Here is a 17,599-nt window from a genome sequence, read left to right on the forward strand (position 1 = left end):
TCCTACGATCAAACGTTTGCGTTTCTACGACATAAAGTTTGCGTTTCATCGATCAAACGTTTCCGTTTCTACGATATAAAGTTTGCGTTTCTATATAGAAATAGAAATGCTGTTTGACGTTTACCTGCCACTATGCTTTAAAGAAAGAGCTGTCTAACTTGCTGAATATCAAGCAATAGACATTTAGACGCTTATTAATTTGCAAAACCTATGTAGAGTTTTAAACATTAATAAGTATGCGCCTAATACATATAGGGGTAATTGAACAATCGCATTTATATTGATTAGAATACATGTTGAAATACAAAATACGCAATACTAAACTAAAACCTGTTGCATTTCAGAAGTCTTTTCTTCATATACATCCAATGTCACGCGACGTCCTCGCAACGCACGCACTAGCGGATAATGAATAAAATACTTATCTGTGCTAGTATACCAAGCAAACCTTGAAATACGCTTCACACCTCTTGCCATACTATCCACCTTCTTTGCGTATTTAGGATTAACAACGGTAAGTAAACGTTCGCCTGTCTGCAACTCCAAAGCCATCACAAGAAACGGCTTTACAATCTTGTCATCGGCAATCTTTACATTACGTATGGAAATCATTACGTTGATATCCCAACCATACTTTTTATTCATAGCATCTGCCATACCTCTGAACACAACTCCATGTGGAGAAGTATCTTTCGTTCTTGTATAAGCAATGCTGTAGTGTATCATTTCGTGTAAAAGCACATTCTGAAACTGGCGTTCCGTCATGTCATAATAATTACTTATGCGTATAGCGAAATCATACACTTTAGTACGTCCAAATCTGGTAACATGTTTACAAGACATGCTACCAAGACGAGTTTTTGATTTTGATAAAGCTAAATCGGGAAGAGGCAGTTTACCGCCAAAATAATCATTATTGAAAACGGCAAACCACTTCTCTATCCATTCTATGCTTACTTGCATAATTCTTTAATAAGGAAATTAGAAACCATAGCATCTGCACGATATATATTCTGTGAGAATCCATGATCAAAACCATCAAGAATCTGCAATTCACTACTTTTCCATATCTGATGATAACGCTCTCCATAAGTATATGGTACTACTCTATCGCCTGTTCCGTGTACGATCAAAGCTGGTCCATCATAGTTTGCAGCAGTTTCATATATAGGTAAAGAGAAAGCAGTACGGATATAATCAGCTCCCAACTTCTTTCCACCAAACATATCTACTGCTTCTGGAGGATCAAGTGGATCAAATGACTTTCCGAAAATATTTCCTCTTATTGCATCTTCACGCAATACAGCAGCTGGAGCCATTAAGACTACAGCCTTCAGTTTGGCACTGCCAAGCTCTCCTGCAAGCATACTTGCTACTACTCCACCCTGTGAGTGTCCTGTAACAGCAACCGCACTAACATAAGGCAAAGAGTCTACATATTCATAAACCTTCTTTGCGTCTTCAATTTCATTCAGAACAGTCATCTTTTGGAAATCGCCTTCACTCTCTCCATGTCCGTTAAAGTCAAATCTGATAGATGCAACGCCATGTTTCTGCAATGAGTCGGCAATAAGTTCATTAAGTTGTCCACCCTTGTTCCCCATGAATCCATGAAGAATCATTACCATTGGGCAACGCTGACCTGCAGCAAGTACTGGCTTCTGAATTATTGCAGCAAGCTTTCCCATAGATCCGTTTATAGTCAGCTTCTCTGTTGTTCCAGGAATAACCTTCTTAACGGCAGTAAGCTCTGTAAGAGTCTTCTCAACCTTATCAGATAATACAGAACCAAGAATCACGTTTCCATCCTTACCAATGATATACATTGAAGGAATCCAGTTAACTCCATAAGCCTTTGAGACCTCTGTATCGTGCCATTTCTTCAGTTCACTTACATTGGTATATGTCATACCATATTTTGTCATGAGCTTTGTCCATGCATCCTTGTCGGTATCAAAAGAAACACCTACAAACGCTACGCCCTTGTTTTTGAACTCATCATTCATTCTGATTACATTAGGCAGATCCTTTCTGCAATCAGGACACCAACTAGCCCAGAAATCAACAACTACATACTTACCTTTCAAACTGCTTAATTTGAAAGTCTTTCCTTCAGCTGTTTTCAACTTAAAGTCTGGAGCTTTTGTTCCTGGCTTCAACAAAGCTGTTGCATACTTGGTGTCTGCATCTGGCATGCCAAATTGTGCTTTGACAGATGTTGCGCATAGCGCCAAAAGGACAACAATGCTTAATTTTTTAAATGTCATTTTCATATATAAATAAATTATTATAGCCTCTGTAATAATAGTTCTACAAAGATACTAATAAATTCATTAGTATATTAAAAAAGTGCAACACCTTTAGACTTTATTAAAAATAAAAGTATACCTTTGTTGATAAAGTAGTGAGATTATAAGCAATATAACACATTAGTATAATGAAAATTATAGTAATCACGACTCCCAATTTCATAAAAGGTGAAGAATCTATTATTCCTCATCTATTGCAATTGGGTGTAGACATAGTACACATTCGCAAACCTAGTGCAACGCGTGAACAACTTGCACTACTATTGGATAGTCTACCAAAATGGTGCTACGACAGATTAGTTGTACACGATTGTCTTGAACTAGCAAATGAATATCATTTACGAGGCATTCATCTCAATAGACGAAACCATACCATACCAGATAATTTCACTGGTAGCTTATCTATGTCTTGCCACAGTCTTGAAGAAGTTGAAATAAAGAAGGATATGGCAGAGTATGTATTTCTAAGTCCGATATTCAACAGTATCTCAAAAAGCGGTTACAACTCTGCTTTCAGTAAAGAAGAATTACACAACGCCATGAAACAAGGAACGATAGATCATAAGGTCATTGCATTAGGAGGTGTATCAGCTGTAAATATAGATACTGTGAAAGACTTAGGATTTGGAGGAGCTGCACTACTAGGTGATATCTGGGACAAGACTGAATTACCAGATTTCGACGACTATATTAAATCATTGATTGAAAGATAAAGAAGACTTGATAACAGAAATACAAGCAACAGCATGTTTTGTAAATAAACAAAACAGCTATTGCCTGCACGTCAACGATGTTATCTATAAGAGATAACCTATAATAAAGAAAATCTATTTATTCTTCAATAAACTATCTACCTGTGTTTGAAGATCTGTCTCATTCAGCGCTACAGCCCTGACAACACCACTAGGATCAATTAGGAATGTAGTAGGTATCCATCTAATACCAAAGGGAGATGCATGCAAGTTCCATCCTTTCGCATCGCTCACGTTAATCCAAGAGAACTCATACTTGCGCAAAGCATTTCTCCATGCTTCTGCTGTACGGTCTAGTGAATATCCATAGACAACGAGTTCTGGATGCTCTTTAGCAATAGCCTTTACAGTTGGTATCTCTCTGCGGCAATCACCACACCAAGAAGCCCAAAAGTCTAGCAAGACCCAATGACCACGATAATCAGAAAGTTTATATTCAACCCCTAGTGTATCCTTAGAAATCACTTCGGGAGCAACATCACCTACTACAATACTATCAGTAAACTGCTTGGTTTGCGCACTTATAGCAAAAGAAAATGCTATTGCCCAAGCAAAAATTATCAATCTTTTCATACGCTATTATGTATTTTATCTGTTTTTATTTTCTACATCAAACCACAAACGGGTTGTTAGTTCATCTGGTCCTTGGTGAGCTACAGCAGCCTGATAATTGCTACCATTGAGACTTTGCTCTGTAACAGGGTAAAAGAAACGACGTGGAAGCTGTCCATTATCAAGAACCGAAGAAGGACCTGCCTTAAGTTTAGGATAACCCAAACGACGCCAATCTGTAAATGCATCAGAAGCTTGTCCATAATAACCAATCCATTTCTGCCATCCTATCAGTTCTGCCCAATGACTAGCATCATAGGCTACAGAAGGCTGTGCAATATATGCATCGGCATTTGTTCCTACACCAAACTGATTGAGAGACGCTGTGATACCTTTATTATAGAAGTCTTGTGCATCAGCATTGATGATACCTCTGGCAGCAGCCTCAGCAAAGATAAAGTTAATCTCAGAATAGGTAAAGAACACTGCTGGAGCATTATCTTTAAGGAAATAAGTACCTGGACGAGAAAGTTTATTGAAACCCTGACTATTAGCCTTATCAGCAGAAAGTCCGTTTGCAGCTCCTTCATAAGTAGTAACACTAGCATCAGAAGGAAGTTGAGCATATACTGATAGACGAGGATCTTTAATCTCTTTCAGTTTATCAATAAGCGTCTTTGATACACGCTGATCATCACGTGTACTGAATGCACTTGCCCAAGGATTCCATTGAGGAGAAGACGTGAACACAAAGTTTGCATTATCACTATTTGATGATATTAATTCAGAACGATTTGCATAAAGTTGCGCAATAATGCCAGAAGCTAGTTCCTGATCACGATCGGCAATCTCAAGAGCAATTCGTAGACGAAGTGACTGTGCAAAGCGTTTCCACAAAGTAATGTCACCTTTATAGATAAGATCACCACTAATAGTGCCGTTTGTTGATTTCAAACTTTCAGCCGCTGTTTCTAGTTCACCAAGCAATCCCTTCAACACATCCTCCTGATGATCGTAACTAGGAGTAACACTTTTAGCATATTGCGTATAAGGAATATCACCAAACAGATTCGTAAGCTGTAAATAAGTCCATGATCTCCATATCTTTGCCACAGCACGATAGTTCTCATTTCCTAAATCACTACTTTCTACAGCGTTAAGGTCAGCAATGATAGTAGCATATCCATCATCCCACACACTCGTAAAAGAACTAGTAGAAACATTATAGCAATCAGGTTCGGTATATTGAATCTTTGCCCAATGCTGATTCCAAAGCAAAGCAGCATTATAGTTAAGATCGTTACCCATAAACCATTGAGCAGCATGATACTGAGCAGCAGAAAGCAGATAGGCTGGCTGAGGATTCTCAGTTGCATTAGGATTCTTATTAATTTCTGCAAGTTGGTTATCGCAAGAGGTGAAAGCAAAAGCTATCACTGGAAGCAATAAATATCTATATATAGTCTTGATCTTCATATTCTTATCTTTTAAAATAATTATAAAATATCCTAGAATTTAATCTTAAGGTTTAATCCTATCTGACGCGTTGTAGGTAGTGATAGACTTTCATATCCTTGTGCATTACCTGTACCACGAGCAAGTTCTGGGTCTACATTAGGAACATCCTTATAGATAATCCATAGATTGCGTGCTGTTAACGAGAGCGCTAAGTCTTGAAGCTTAAGACGACGTACGAAAGCTTTCGGGAAAGAGTAAGAGACTACTACTTCACGGAGCTTCACATAATCTGCATTCCAAACATTAGCCTCATCAATACTATAGATGCGATGATAATACTCTTCTGCTGATGCAAGTGTGGTATTTTTTTCTCCATTTGCCTTTACGCCGTCAAAGAGTATTCCATCCTGATAAACACGAGTCTTGTTTCCACTGACATTGGCATAGTATAAACCTGCAGAACTAGTGGTATATTCAGGTGCTGATATTTGAACGTTGTTACCAGAAGCATCCCTGTAATACCAAAGTCCTCCATGCTCGGCATCACGACCAGGAAGCGTACTAGCTAGTACTCCAGTGTAACGACCTGTACTGTTTGTGTTAGAATAGATCTGTCCACCAATACTTGCATCAATGAGAACACTTAAACTCCAATTCTTATAAGTGAAAGTATTGTTGATACCACCTTCCCAGTCGGGCTGAAACTTACCGAGATTAGCAGATGTAGATGAAACCTTTGGTAATCCATTATCATCTACGACAATCTTTCCAGCAGCATCACGAACATAGGTCGTACCGAATAGTGTACCATAGTCGCCACCAACAGGTGCGATAACCTGAATACCAGGATTACCAATCTGATAACTTGAGATGAGACCTTCTGGATCTAATTTGATAACCTTACTTTTGTTTGTTCCGTAGTTAACATCAACATCCCAACGGAATTTTCCTGCGATAACAGGAGTTCCACCAACGAAAAGTTCAAAACCTCTGTTGCGGATGTGTCCAGCATTTCTAACCTGAGATGTATAACCACTAGCTCCTGTTGTAGCAAGGCGGAGTATCTGATCACGAGAATCAGTCTGATACAATGCCGCATCAAAATGTAGTCTATTGCTGAAGAAGGCTCCTTCAAGACCTACTTCATAAGAACTGGTACGTTCTGGCTTCAGATTAGGGTTTAATCCTTGTTTACTTGATGTCTGCAAAGGATTTCCACTAAATGCTGCCTCTGAAGTATAGACTGTTGCTAACTGATAAGGATCAGCATCACTACCAACCTGAGACCAACCACCACGCAGTTTAAGATAGTTCACATTGTTGCTATTAAAGCCTAGAGCTTGATCAAGCACAACACTCGCTGTGACTGATGGATAGAAATATGAATTATTGGCTGTAGGAAGTGTTGACGACCAATCATTACGTCCTGTAACGGTTAGGAAAGCCCAACTACGATAGTTGGCAGACGCAGAACCATAAACACTATACTGACGCAGTTTGTAGAAGTAATTTGAGCTGACAAGTGGGTCACGTGAATTACTGAGCGTATATAGGTCGGCAACAGCCAAACGAGGTGCCTGCTGATAATTGTTTTCATATTGCTTGTTACGCACATTGAATCCAGCTAAGAAATCAAGTGAAAAATCATCATTCAATTTCTTTGTATAGGTTGCAATAGCCTCACTGTTTTGTTCCTTCACTGTATAGGCATCCTCTGAGTAACTACCAAAAGGAGTTCCATTTGTTCCCCAACGTATCTGAGACTTTCTGCGATCCTGATACCAGTCTGTACTGGTCTTGAGACGTAGGTCAAGTCCATTAGCAATATGGAATGCTACGTGGAGATCACCGATAAGACGATGGCGCTCTTGCTGCTGAGTATTATAAGTGGTTGTCCAATAAGGATTACTATAATAACTAGAATTCCAGTTGCGAGAATAATCATCTTTCAAAGAGTTCATGTCTACCTGACGACCACTCCAAAGAAACTGAAGCATCGTCATGTTGTTACGACCAGACTGTCCTGGAATACTTGGAGCTGTATATACAATATAATTAGCTGTGGCTCCTACCGTTATAGACTTAGTTAGTTTATAATCTGTGTTAAGGGTTATATTAGACTTGTGAGTCTCTGAACCAGGCACAATACTCAGTTCTTTCTCGAAGTCATATCCCACACGGAACTGATAGTTGTCATCTGATTTTTGTATAGATATCCCATTATTGGTACTAAAACCTGTTCTAAAGAAATCTTTCACATTGTTAGGATGTGACACCCATGGCGTAGCAATACGATTGCCTGATGCATCAACAGGACTGTCAAACTGTGGAATGAGAAGACCTGTGTTCATCTTTGGTCCCCAACTCTCGTCAACACCATCATTCACACCGCCTCCTTTACCATCAACATAACTGAACTGTCCGTCAGCACCCTGTCCGAAGACATTCTGATAGGTAGGAAGAGTTGCAGCAAAAGACAATTTGCTTGAACTCGTAAAGGTTACACCCAATCCCTTCTGTGATTTTCCTGTTTTAGTGGTAATGATAATAGCACCATGAGCTGCACGAGAACCATAAAGAGCCGATGCATTAGGACCTTTAAGTACGGTTAAATTATCAATATCCTCAGGATTAAGATCGGCTATAGCATTTTTAAAGTCACGACCTACATTCTGAGAATTGAGCTGAGAATTATCTACAGGAATTCCATCAACGACGAATAGAGGTTGATTCTCTCCTGCTATTGATGTCTCACCACGTATAACGATACGACTAGATCCAAGGTCACCCTGAGAGCCTGTGATACGAAGACCAGCTACCTTACCACTAAGATTGTTAAGGAAATTATTATCCTGTGCTCTAGTAAGGTCGGCTGCAGAAATATTCTGTGCACTGTAACCAATAGCTTTCTTGGCTTTTGATATACCAAGAGCAGTCACGACAACCTCATCAAGTCCACGGAAGTCTTCTGTTAGATGAATATCAAGATTACTATTGGTAACCTTGGAAACATTTATTTCTTCTTTTTTATAGCCAAGATAACTTATAACAAGCGTTGAAGGGAAGTTGTTTACATTGATAGAGAACTTACCATCTATATCGCTTACAGCGACAGCTTTGCCGTCAGAAGTTGTTCTAAGACTAATAGATGCTCCAATAATCGGCTCACCTGTATTCTTGTCTGTTACGGTGCCATGTAGCGTCTGAGCTATAGCATTACCAGCTAACACAAAGAGTATAAGTAGGGTTAGAGCGTATCTTCGTGATACACATAAATTTATATTTATCTTCATAATCTCTTTACAATTAAAATTACATTGGGAGCCAACATCATGACCAGTAAATGGTTCCCAACTATATTTGGAATTTTGTTAATTCAATAAGTAAATAGTGCTCCATTCATATTGATTCTTACGATCTGAGCTGTTATTGGTGATACAATAGCTAATAACCTGAAAACCTCTTTTTACCACATTACCTATTCTTTTCATTTTGTCCCTAATATATAGTATACAATATTTAAAAACTTTCAAACGTGTAGACGGACAAAATCTTTTTTGTACCAGTCTCTTATTTAATAGAAATCGTGCAACATCGCTTGCACATTCGAATCATGTTATTTGTATTCATAATTTTAATTTTCAATTACTATAAATTTATTAATTTTCACAGTTGCAAAGGTATGGGGTTTTTCCTTCGTGAACAATACCGCCCGTATGGTATATTAATAACACAAATACGTTATATCTATCTACCACATAAATGGTATACAGAGAAATTGCAACAAAGGAATTGGATTTAAAACAAAATATTGTAACTTTGCCATCAGTAGCCCAAATAAGATATTTTAATGATGGAGTTACTTTATTTCGACGAATATATAAAATCATTGATAGAAAGATGAAAAAAGAACTTGAAGACAGAGTACAAAAGGCAATAGACAACTTTATGCAAGGTTATGGATGCTGCCAAAGTGTTGTAACAGCATTTGCTGATTTATATGGTATGGACGATAACACCGCAAAGAAAGTTGCTGCTGGATTTGGAGGAGGTGTTGCAAGAATGAGAATGATGTGCGGTGCCGTTTCGGGAATGGTTATCCTTGCAGGACTTGACTGCGGACAGACTGAAGGCGCTGACAGAGAAGGAAAGTCTGCTTGCTACAAAGTTATTCAAGACCTGTTGGCTAAATTCAAAGAGCGTAATAGTTCTATAATATGTGCAGACCTACTCAAACTCAATAAAGAGGATGTAGCCCATTCAAGCTACGAAGCTTCAGAACGTACAGCAGAATACTATCAACGCCGTCCTTGCGTAAAGAAAGTTGAAAGTGCAGCTATCATTTTCGCTGAATATCTTGAGGAAAAAGAAACTAAAATATAATATAAACATGAATAAAGTTCTTATTACAGGTGCCAATAAAGGCATTGGATTTGGAATTAGTAAGCATCTAGCTTTAAAGGGATGGCATGTTCTAGTTGGTGCCAGAAACAAAGAGAGAGCAGAGGAAGCCATTCAGCAATTAAAGGCTCTTGGAGCAAAAGAGGCTGAATGGGTGAATATAAATCTATCTGATTTGAAATCTCTTGATGAGTCTATCATAGAGGTAAAGCGCAATCATCCCGACTTGTCTATGCTGATAAACAATGCTGGCATACCTGGAGATATGGCATGCGCAAGCTATGACTCTGATATAAAAGATATTATTGAGACTGTTCAGGTGAATTATATCGGAACATATTATCTCACAAAGGGACTTGTTCCTACTATCGCTACCAATAAAGGTAGAATCGTGAATGTCACAGTTCCTGCAAGCGTGAATCCATATTGGAATCCTTTAGCTTATAAGGCTAGTAAAGCTGCACAAAATGTGATGACAGAGACGTTTGCTTTCGACTTTGATAAAAACAAAGTTCCTGTAGAAATCTATTGTGTTCATCCTGGACCTACAACAACTGATCTTAACGGAAACATGCGTTTACCGGGATTCCATGAGCCAGACCTTGTTGGCGAGAAGATTGTCGACATTATTTATGACGGAAAGCGTCATCAGGGAGAGTTCATCGAAATATACCCTATTGTTGAAGAATAGATGCTGTTTGTGTCTTTGGCCAGTTCATGAGAAACAGTTTATCTGTCGCTCGTGTAAACGCAGTATATAACCAATGGATATAGTCTGGTGTCAACATTTCATCAGTCATATATCCTTGGTCTAGATATACATGTGCCCATTGCCCACCCTGTGCCTTATGGCATGTTATTGCATAAGCATATTTTATCTGCAATGCATTGAAATAATCATCCTGTTTCAGCTTCATCATTCTGTCACGCTTCAGCGGAACATCAGCATAGTCTTCCATTACTTGCTCATAGAGTTTTTCACTCTGTTCATGAGTCAGTGCAGGAGCTTCAGACATCAACGTATCCAGAATTACGATTTGTTCCATTTCGTAATTGTCATAATCAGGAAAAGACAGCATCACGTTAGCAAAATTGAAACCATACAGTTCGCGTATATTCCTCACCCTGATCACTTTCACCCTATCGCCATTTGCGATGAATGATAATTGGCGTTCGTTTGTTTCCAGATACTTATTCTTCACCACCATAAGCATATCTCCTGAGCAAAGCATTTCCTCTCTGTCCAGAATAGTGTTTCTGATACCTTGATTATAGATATTAGCACGCTTGTTACTTCGCGTCACCACAATAGTATCATCAATGCCTACATCAGAATAACTTGAACTTATACTTTCAACAAGTTCATTTCCAGGCATCATCACAATATCGGCAAACCCAGTAAAACTTATTTTTGGTAATTCAGTAGCCTCGTCATGCGTTATCATCTGCCTGATCATGGTGGCATTATATAAGATACCGCTGTCCTTGCTCTGTCTCAGCACTTCATTTAAGTCACATTCATATACCTTTATCCCATAGCCTTCAAGGATAATGCGATTAAGAGCTGGTGCTTCATCCTCGCCAACAGGCGGCAACTGAGCTTTATCTCCTACGAGCATCATACGGCAGTTGTCTCCCTGGTATACATATTGTATAAGGTCAGACAACAAGTCGCCCGAACCGAAATCACCATTCAAAGAACCGTTTCCGCTACCTATCATTGATGCCTCATCAATCATGAACAACGTATTCTTGTGCATATTGTCATTCAGATTAAACTTACCGTCAATACCTGAATAACTTTTCTCACGATAAATCTTCCTGTGAATTGTAAAGGCTGGCATACCGCTGTTCAATGAAAACACCTTTGCTGCCCTACCCGTTGGAGCCATGAGCAATAGCTTCTGTCCCAATCTAGTAAAGGTGCGAACCATTGCGCCTGCAAGCGAAGTCTTACCTGTTCCAGCCGAACCACGCATAATCATAACGCAATGCTGACTGCGATCTGAAAGAAAGCGGGCAAACGTATCAAGAGCATTCAACTGGTCGCCTGTAGGCTTGAATCCGAACTCTATAACTATTTGATTTATAAATTCCTGTGTACTCAATGCTATGTAGTAAAAACTTTTTTGTAACTTTGCAGCACAAAGATAGATATAATAATCGGAATGAAATTAAAAATCACTAATAATTTGATTCTATCCTTATGTATGCTTTCCCTCATCGTGATATGTTTTCTTAGTATAAACACAACTGTGATTTTTTGAAGAAGCAGCACGAATGAGATCAGACATTGAACAAATAAAACAGATATAAATTATGACAGACGAAACAGGCAACAAACCTCTAACTCTAACAAGAGTTACGCTACGAATAGCACGCAATTCTATGTCGTTTGCAATCGTAGACAGCACAGCCATTAATGGACTGGCTTATGATCCGTATGTTGTAAGAAGTGGAATGTCTATGGCAGCCAATCTCAGAGAGGCTTTCAACAATAGTCCTATTCTGAGTCAGGGATTCCAACGTGCGCAAGTACTTATAGATACTCCCGTGATGCTCATTCCACTTGAGGAATTTGATGATGAAGATTCCGAATTGCTGTTTCGCCACACTTTCACTGGTCATGAATCAGATGAAATTCTGAACACCGTTTTGCCTATGCAGAATGCAGTAGCTGTATATCCTATAAACAAGGATATCAAACTAGTGCTTACTGATCATTTCAGCGATATAAAGATTCTGCCACTGATGCAACCTGTATGGAACTATATGCACAAGCGCAGCTATACCGGAGTGAGAAAGAAACTTTATGCTTATTTCAGAGGTAAGCAACTGGATTTGTTCAGCTTCACGCAAAACAGATTCACATTCTGCAACAGCTACGATGTCATGAGCCATAAAGACGCATCGTATTTCATACTTTATGTGTGGAAACAGTTGGGACTAGACAATCGTGAAGACGAATTATATCTTAGTGGAAACATTCCAGACAGAGAGGATCTTACCACAGAACTGAAACAATACGTACAAAAAATATATGCTGTAAACCCTACAGCAGAATTCAATCGCGCCCCTATTACTCAGATAAAGGGACTGCCATTTGATTTAATGACTTTATTTTTAAAAGGAAGATGAGAATAATTACAGGTAAATATAAAGGACGCCGTTTCGACATCCCACGCACATTCAAGGCTCGCCCTACAACTGACTTCGCAAAAGAAAACATATTCAATGTACTGCAGGGATATATTGACTTTGAAGATACAAGCGCACTCGACCTTTTCGCTGGTACGGGAAGTATTTCTCTCGAACTTGCAAGCAGAGGATGCAAACAGGTAATCAGCGTTGAAGCCGACCGTGAGCATTCAAGTTTTATACGCCAATGCTTCACCAAACTTAATGAAGATAAGGATATTCTTGTTCGTGGGGATGTGTTTAGATTTCTGAGATGTTGTCATCAGCAGTTCGACTTTATATTCGCCGATCCACCCTACGCACTCAAAGAATTACCAACAATACCAGACTTGATATTGAAAGGCAATCTGCTGAAAGAAGGCGGAATACTAGTCTTTGAACACGGAAAGCAATATGATTTCTCTGAGAATCCTTACTTCGTTGAACATAGAAGTTACGGAAGCGTTAACTTCAGCATCTTTCACAAGAGCGGACTCAAAAGTCTTACAAGCGATTCCCAAAGTCTCTGAATAAATGAGCGATGAGTGAAATCGCGAACTTCTTCTATGTCAATGCAATGTTCTTCGTCTTCAAGATAAATATTCTTTATTCTTAAAGCCATTTCAGTGTCATAGAAGAATATGTTTGATTCAAAATTATTCTCAAAACTCCTGAAGTCGATATTCGTGCTTCCGCAAGTAGAGATATAATCATCGCTCACCATAATCTTGGAATGATTGAAACCAGGTTTGTATAGGTAGACTTTCACGCCAGCCTCTACAACCTCTCCAAGATATGATTTGCATGCCCACTCCAAAATCTTTGAGTCACCATGCATCGGCACCATTAACCTTACGTCTACACCTGACAAAGCTGCCGTGCGCATAGCGAATAATATTGGTTCTGTTGGCAGAAAGTAAGGTGTCTCCATATAGACATACTTCTTTGCCTCAAGCAATATTTTCACATATCCCTGCATAATGTCTGGCCAAGGCTGAATAGGACTGCTTGTCACCAATTGGGCTAAACAATTGTTTTCCGCAAGATGGGTGTTATCCGGATAGTATCTGTGGTCGGTTATCAATGTTCTGTCTACGAAATACCAGTCGATAAGGAAAGCACGCTGCAATGCATAAACGGCTCCACCCACAATGCGCAGATGAGTATCACGCCAAGGACGACCGCCATCACCTTTTATATATCTCATGGCGATGTTCATACCACCGATGAAACCTACTTCACCATCAATAATACATATTTTGCGGTGATTTCGATAGTTCACTTTTCCTGTGAGTGCAGGGAATTTTACAGGCATAAATGGCTGTACCTTCACTCCTTCCTTCCTCATTCTGTCAAAGAATTTATCTTTAACTCTCCAGCAACCCACGTCATCATATATAAAGCGCACCTCTACGCCCTGTCTTGCCTTATCGATAAGTGCATCGCTTATGAGCCTTCCTAATGGGTCGTTTTCTATAATGTATGTATCAATATGAATATGATCCTGAGCTCGCCCTATAGCCCGTAACAGGGCAAGGAATAAATTATATCCGTCTGTATATATGTCTACTGAATTATCCTTGAACGGAAAAGACATACTCTGATTTGCAAACAGCTTTAGCAGTGGTCTTGAATTCTCTGGCAAATGCAGATTGCGCTGTTCGGCAAATTCAAGCATACTACGCTTAGTCAGTTCGTCAAGACTTCGCTGACTTATAATTCTTTCTTTTCTGAAATTCTGTCCGAAAAAGAAATAGATAATGATTCCTACCACTGGGACGAACGACAACACCATCACCCAAGCCATAGTCTTTGCAGGCTGGCGATTATCCATCAGTACCGCTATCATCGTGAGAACGATAACAACAAGATACACCGTTATGATTATCCAATGGAAATATATCATTATTTATTTAATTCTTCAGGTAATATTATTATATCAGTTAAATTTCGTATTACTTAAATCCAATCAGCTTATGAGTCTGAAGGCTCAATCTCCATTTCGGATGTCGCTTTATGAACTCTATGCAGATAGTGGTGATTTCAGAATTGCGCATCAGGTCACCTGTATCACAAGGTTGCAGATAGTAGTAATCAGCTTCTATGTCAAATGTGTCTGTAAGCATTCTCTCGTCAAAAATACATTTCAACTCATTGCATTTCTTCACCTTGACATTTGTCTTTGGCGAAACAGTTAACCAGTCAAGATTTGCTGGCGGTTCCTTTGTTCCGTTTGATTCCATAGCCACTTTATAGCCTTCATCATGGAAAGCTGAAATAAATTCCTCGTCAACCTGTAATGTTGGTTCGCCTCCTGTCAATACGATGAGTGGGCGTTCACTGCCAGTACATTCATCCGTTAATTGCTTTACGCTATCTAGAATATCGTCTAAAGACATTTCTTTATACTCAGAGAAGTCGGTATCGCAGAATGAGCATTTCAGGTTGCATCCGCTGAATCTTATGAATACGGCTGCCTGTCCAGAGTTTCTACCCTCACCCTGAAGCGAATAAAATATATCGTTAACTCTATACATCCTCTTCATAAATAGCTATGTTTCCATCACTTTCCTGAACAGAGGCCTTGTAGCATGTAGGTATCTGTTCTGTAATCCATCGTGCTATGTTCTCAGCTGTAGGATTAAACGACAGCACTTTGTTCAAGTCTGCATGATCCAGTCTGCCATGAATAAGATGCTTTATCTCACTGAAGTCAGCAACCATTCCATCACAGTTAAGAGTCTTCGACTTGCAATATACTGTCACGTGCCAGTTGTGTCCATGCACATTCGTGCACTTACTCTCATAAGAAAGAGTAAGATGATGTGAGGCTGATATTTCAAAACTTTTCTGTATGTAATACATAAAATTGATTTTATTTACTTGTTGTTATACGATTATATTATTTCCCAGTTGGCGTGCCAGAGCATTTCTCATTTCTGTCATGTCCTTATATTCAGCCATAAGCTTGAAAAGGGTTTCGGAGTCAGATGAAGACTTGGCAATCTGCTTTTTAAGTTCCTTTAAATGCTGCTCCACATATTCCATGCGGAAATCAAGCAGCAAGTGCTGAATCCTGTTACGCAGACTTTCGTCATCATCCTTTGTCTGTTGACTTTCAGACAATTTGAATCGTTCCTCAGTCATGTTTATGGCAATCTGACTGATCTTGATGTCATGATGATGCACGAAGTATGGTTCTGTCTTGAACGTTCTATCCTCACAGTGTTCCACCGCTTCGTTTAGTATATCATTATACGTTGGGTCATTGAATGAAAGTTCATCTGCAGAAAGACTCAAGCTGATGTATTCGGCTACCGATAAGTCGAAAACATTTCCGTTTTCATCCTCTACATCATTAAAGACCACTCGGTCGCCAAACTTTATCACAAGTTGTATCATGAGTTGTTCCACCTGTGTTGAAGCGATACCCAACTGTGACGTTCCTTCCACAGTCTGTGCATTTGCAGCATATCCAGGCTGTGCAGTATTTACGTCCTGTTGTGGCATATTAGAGTTTCTCATGACTCCGCTCTCTTTTCGTTCACGGATCATGTTGTTCATCTGATTAATCAGCGTAGCCTCGTTTATACCTATTTGCTGCGAACAGTCGTGCAGATATGTATCTCTTAATATCGGGTTTTGCACCATTGAGATACTTGCCACGATTGAGTTTATAGCCTCCGAGCGTTTCAACGGATCGTTTTGTCCGTCAAGTAGCAACGATGTTTTAAATCTGATGAAATCGGTAGAGTTGTCTTCAATATATTTCTTTAATTCATCTGCCGTATGCTTTCTTGCGAAACTATCAGGGTCATCGTTATCCGGCAACAACAGCACCATCAGGTTCATTCCTTCGAGCAGCAGCATATCTGTACCTCTCAGTGCAGCATGAATACCGGCTTCATCTCCATCATATAGCAATGTGATGTTGCTAGTGAAACGGTGCAGCGTATGAATCTGCTGAATGCTTAGAGCCGTTCCTGAGTTTGCTACAACGTTTTCAATACCACTCTGATGCATTGAAATCACGTCAGCCTGTCCTTCCACAAGATACACTCTGTCTTCTTTGGCTATCGCCTTCTTTGCCTGATATATACCATAAAGTTCGTTACTCTTGTGATATATTTCAGAGTCAGGAGAATTCACGTATTTCTGGTTCACTCCCTTAGTTCTGCTGTCAAGCAAGCGAGCCGTGAATCCCACTACTCTTCCACTTGAGCTTATCCAAGGGAACACCACTCTTCCCGAATATCTGTCAATAAGTTCTCCACGTTCGTTTTTATAGCATATAGCTGTTTTCAGCAGAAACTCCTCCTTATATCCCTTAGCAAAAGCAGCTCGTGCCAGAGCATATCTATCTGTAAGGTCGAAGCCCAACTGAAACTTTTTTATGATGTCATCACGAAATCCACGACTTCTGAAATACTGCATACCCACAGCCACACCGTCAACATTATTGTGCAGCAAGTTCTGAAAGTATTCGTTAGCCCATTCATTCATGATAAACATACTCTCGCGTGCGCTCTGTTCTTCCTTCTCCTGGTCGGATAGTTCGCGTTCGTGTATTTCTATGTTATACTTATTAGCCAACCATCTCAACGCCTCAGGGTAAGTCATCTGCTCATGCTCCATAATGAAACTGATAGGGTTTCCACCCTTTCCGCATCCGAAACAATGGCAAGTACCTCTTGCAGGCGAAACGTAGAAAGAAGGAGTCTTCTCGTTATGAAAAGGGCACAACCCCTTATAGTTACTACCGCTCTTGCGCAATGTAACAAATTCCGAGACCACATCCACAATGTTGGATGCATCCTTAATCTTCTCAACTGTTAGTCTGTCTATCATAGATAACGCAAAGGTAGCATTTTTTTTGAATACAAAATAATATTTTAAAGGCAAAGTTAATTATCAAACTATTATAAGATGTCATTTCACATAATTAAAAAT

Annotated in this window: 15 protein-coding genes; 5 read left to right on the forward strand and 10 right to left on the reverse strand. The window is 39.4% G+C overall.

Annotated features, from left to right (window positions below):
• Window positions 1–318: 318 nt before the first annotated feature.
• Both HEQ28_RS06410 and HEQ28_RS06415 read right to left on the reverse strand, forming a co-directional pair.
• Entirely contained in the window at window positions 319–963 is a 645-nt protein-coding gene (locus HEQ28_RS06410) for a SprT-like domain-containing protein (RefSeq protein ID WP_434504314.1), read from the reverse strand.
• Complete coding sequence (locus tag HEQ28_RS06415; RefSeq protein ID WP_434504315.1) at window positions 954–2,267, reverse strand: alpha/beta fold hydrolase; 1,314 nt, start codon at window positions 2,265–2,267, stop codon at window positions 954–956. Before HEQ28_RS06415 ends, HEQ28_RS06410 begins: the two co-directional genes overlap by 10 nt.
• Before the next feature lie 170 nt (window positions 2,268–2,437).
• Here HEQ28_RS06415 and HEQ28_RS06420 point away from each other — a divergent pair, with 170 nt between their 5' ends.
• The gene (locus tag HEQ28_RS06420) at window positions 2,438–3,022 is read left to right on the forward strand and encodes a thiamine phosphate synthase (protein ID WP_434504316.1); all 585 of its coding nucleotides are present in this window, start codon (window positions 2,438–2,440) and stop codon (window positions 3,020–3,022) included.
• A 114-nt stretch (window positions 3,023–3,136) separates the two neighbouring features.
• Here the strand turns inward: HEQ28_RS06420 and HEQ28_RS06425 are convergent, their stop codons facing one another.
• The 3 genes from HEQ28_RS06425 to HEQ28_RS06435 are packed head-to-tail and all read right to left on the reverse strand — an operon-like array spanning window position 3,137 to window position 8,364.
• Complete coding sequence (locus HEQ28_RS06425) at window positions 3,137–3,634, reverse strand: TlpA family protein disulfide reductase (RefSeq protein ID WP_434504317.1); 498 nt, start codon at window positions 3,632–3,634, stop codon at window positions 3,137–3,139.
• A gap of 15 nt (window positions 3,635–3,649) precedes the next feature.
• Window positions 3,650–5,089, reverse strand: coding sequence for a SusD/RagB family nutrient-binding outer membrane lipoprotein (locus tag HEQ28_RS06430; protein WP_434504318.1), 1,440 nt, complete (start codon window positions 5,087–5,089; stop codon window positions 3,650–3,652).
• Between the two features lie 32 nt (window positions 5,090–5,121).
• Complete coding sequence (locus tag HEQ28_RS06435) at window positions 5,122–8,364, reverse strand: SusC/RagA family TonB-linked outer membrane protein (RefSeq protein WP_434504319.1); 3,243 nt, start codon at window positions 8,362–8,364, stop codon at window positions 5,122–5,124.
• A 607-nt stretch (window positions 8,365–8,971) separates the two neighbouring features.
• On the opposite strand from HEQ28_RS06435, the gene HEQ28_RS06440 reads away from it, so the two are divergent.
• Both HEQ28_RS06440 and HEQ28_RS06445 read left to right on the forward strand, forming a co-directional pair.
• Entirely contained in the window at window positions 8,972–9,454 is a 483-nt protein-coding gene (locus tag HEQ28_RS06440; protein ID WP_434504320.1) for a C-GCAxxG-C-C family protein, read from the forward strand.
• Window positions 9,455–9,461: 7 nt separating this feature from the next.
• On the forward strand, window positions 9,462–10,163 hold the full coding sequence (locus HEQ28_RS06445; RefSeq protein WP_434504321.1) for an SDR family NAD(P)-dependent oxidoreductase: 702 nt from the start codon (window positions 9,462–9,464) through the stop codon (window positions 10,161–10,163).
• Here HEQ28_RS06445 and HEQ28_RS06450 read toward each other — a convergent pair.
• Window positions 10,147–11,580, reverse strand: coding sequence for an ATP-dependent DNA helicase (locus tag HEQ28_RS06450; protein WP_434504322.1), 1,434 nt, complete (start codon window positions 11,578–11,580; stop codon window positions 10,147–10,149). The two genes, HEQ28_RS06445 and HEQ28_RS06450, sit on opposite strands and share 17 nt — an antisense overlap.
• Window positions 11,581–11,791: 211 nt before the next feature.
• Here HEQ28_RS06450 and HEQ28_RS06455 point away from each other — a divergent pair, with 211 nt between their 5' ends.
• Together HEQ28_RS06455 and HEQ28_RS06460 are read left to right on the forward strand one after the other, a co-directional pair.
• Window positions 11,792–12,610: a DUF3822 family protein gene (locus tag HEQ28_RS06455; RefSeq protein WP_434504323.1), complete on the forward strand. Its 819-nt coding sequence runs from the start codon at window positions 11,792–11,794 to the stop codon at window positions 12,608–12,610.
• A complete protein-coding gene (locus HEQ28_RS06460) occupies window positions 12,607–13,179 on the forward strand; it encodes an RsmD family RNA methyltransferase (protein ID WP_434504324.1) in 573 nt (190 codons plus the stop codon). Before HEQ28_RS06455 ends, HEQ28_RS06460 begins: the two co-directional genes overlap by 4 nt.
• Here HEQ28_RS06460 and cls read toward each other — a convergent pair.
• From cls to dnaG, 4 genes are read right to left on the reverse strand one after another with little or no spacing between them, the layout of a single operon-like run.
• Complete coding sequence (cls, locus tag HEQ28_RS06465; RefSeq protein ID WP_434504325.1) at window positions 13,131–14,555, reverse strand: cardiolipin synthase; 1,425 nt, start codon at window positions 14,553–14,555, stop codon at window positions 13,131–13,133. The two genes, HEQ28_RS06460 and cls, sit on opposite strands and share 49 nt — an antisense overlap.
• A 49-nt stretch (window positions 14,556–14,604) precedes the next feature.
• Window positions 14,605–15,195, reverse strand: coding sequence for a 7-carboxy-7-deazaguanine synthase QueE (locus tag HEQ28_RS06470; RefSeq protein ID WP_434504326.1), 591 nt, complete (start codon window positions 15,193–15,195; stop codon window positions 14,605–14,607).
• Window positions 15,179–15,514: a 6-carboxytetrahydropterin synthase QueD gene (queD, locus tag HEQ28_RS06475; RefSeq protein WP_207154668.1), complete on the reverse strand. Its 336-nt coding sequence runs from the start codon at window positions 15,512–15,514 to the stop codon at window positions 15,179–15,181. Before queD ends, HEQ28_RS06470 begins: the two co-directional genes overlap by 17 nt.
• 24 nt (window positions 15,515–15,538) lie before the next feature.
• Complete coding sequence (gene dnaG / locus HEQ28_RS06480; protein WP_434504327.1) at window positions 15,539–17,497, reverse strand: DNA primase; 1,959 nt, start codon at window positions 17,495–17,497, stop codon at window positions 15,539–15,541.
• Window positions 17,498–17,599: the final 102 nt, after the last annotated feature.

Source organism: Prevotella sp. (assembly GCF_051059605.1).
Taxonomy (GTDB): domain Bacteria; phylum Bacteroidota; class Bacteroidia; order Bacteroidales; family Bacteroidaceae; genus Prevotella.

Bases quoted from the DNA above. Each gene is read 5' to 3' on its own strand.
- HEQ28_RS06460 (WP_434504324.1), top strand. From the start codon at position 12,607: ATGAGAATAATTACAGGTAAATATAAAGGACGCCGTTTCGACATCCCA.
- HEQ28_RS06420 (WP_434504316.1), top strand. From the start codon at position 2,438: ATGAAAATTATAGTAATCACGACTCCCAATTTCATAAAAGGTGAAGAA.
- HEQ28_RS06445 (WP_434504321.1), top strand. From the start codon at position 9,462: ATGAATAAAGTTCTTATTACAGGTGCCAATAAAGGCATTGGATTTGGA.
- HEQ28_RS06470 (WP_434504326.1), bottom strand. From the start codon at position 15,195: ATGAAGAGGATGTATAGAGTTAACGATATATTTTATTCGCTTCAGGGT.
- HEQ28_RS06455 (WP_434504323.1), top strand. From the start codon at position 11,792: ATGACAGACGAAACAGGCAACAAACCTCTAACTCTAACAAGAGTTACG.
- queD (WP_207154668.1), bottom strand. From the start codon at position 15,514: ATGTATTACATACAGAAAAGTTTTGAAATATCAGCCTCACATCATCTT.
- HEQ28_RS06440 (WP_434504320.1), top strand. From the start codon at position 8,972: ATGAAAAAAGAACTTGAAGACAGAGTACAAAAGGCAATAGACAACTTT.
- HEQ28_RS06435 (WP_434504319.1), bottom strand. From the start codon at position 8,364: ATGAAGATAAATATAAATTTATGTGTATCACGAAGATACGCTCTAACC.
- dnaG (WP_434504327.1), bottom strand. From the start codon at position 17,497: ATGATAGACAGACTAACAGTTGAGAAGATTAAGGATGCATCCAACATT.
- HEQ28_RS06425 (WP_434504317.1), bottom strand. From the start codon at position 3,634: ATGAAAAGATTGATAATTTTTGCTTGGGCAATAGCATTTTCTTTTGCT.
- HEQ28_RS06410 (WP_434504314.1), bottom strand. From the start codon at position 963: ATGCAAGTAAGCATAGAATGGATAGAGAAGTGGTTTGCCGTTTTCAAT.
- cls (WP_434504325.1), bottom strand. From the start codon at position 14,555: ATGATATATTTCCATTGGATAATCATAACGGTGTATCTTGTTGTTATC.
- HEQ28_RS06415 (WP_434504315.1), bottom strand. From the start codon at position 2,267: ATGACATTTAAAAAATTAAGCATTGTTGTCCTTTTGGCGCTATGCGCA.
- HEQ28_RS06430 (WP_434504318.1), bottom strand. From the start codon at position 5,089: ATGAAGATCAAGACTATATATAGATATTTATTGCTTCCAGTGATAGCT.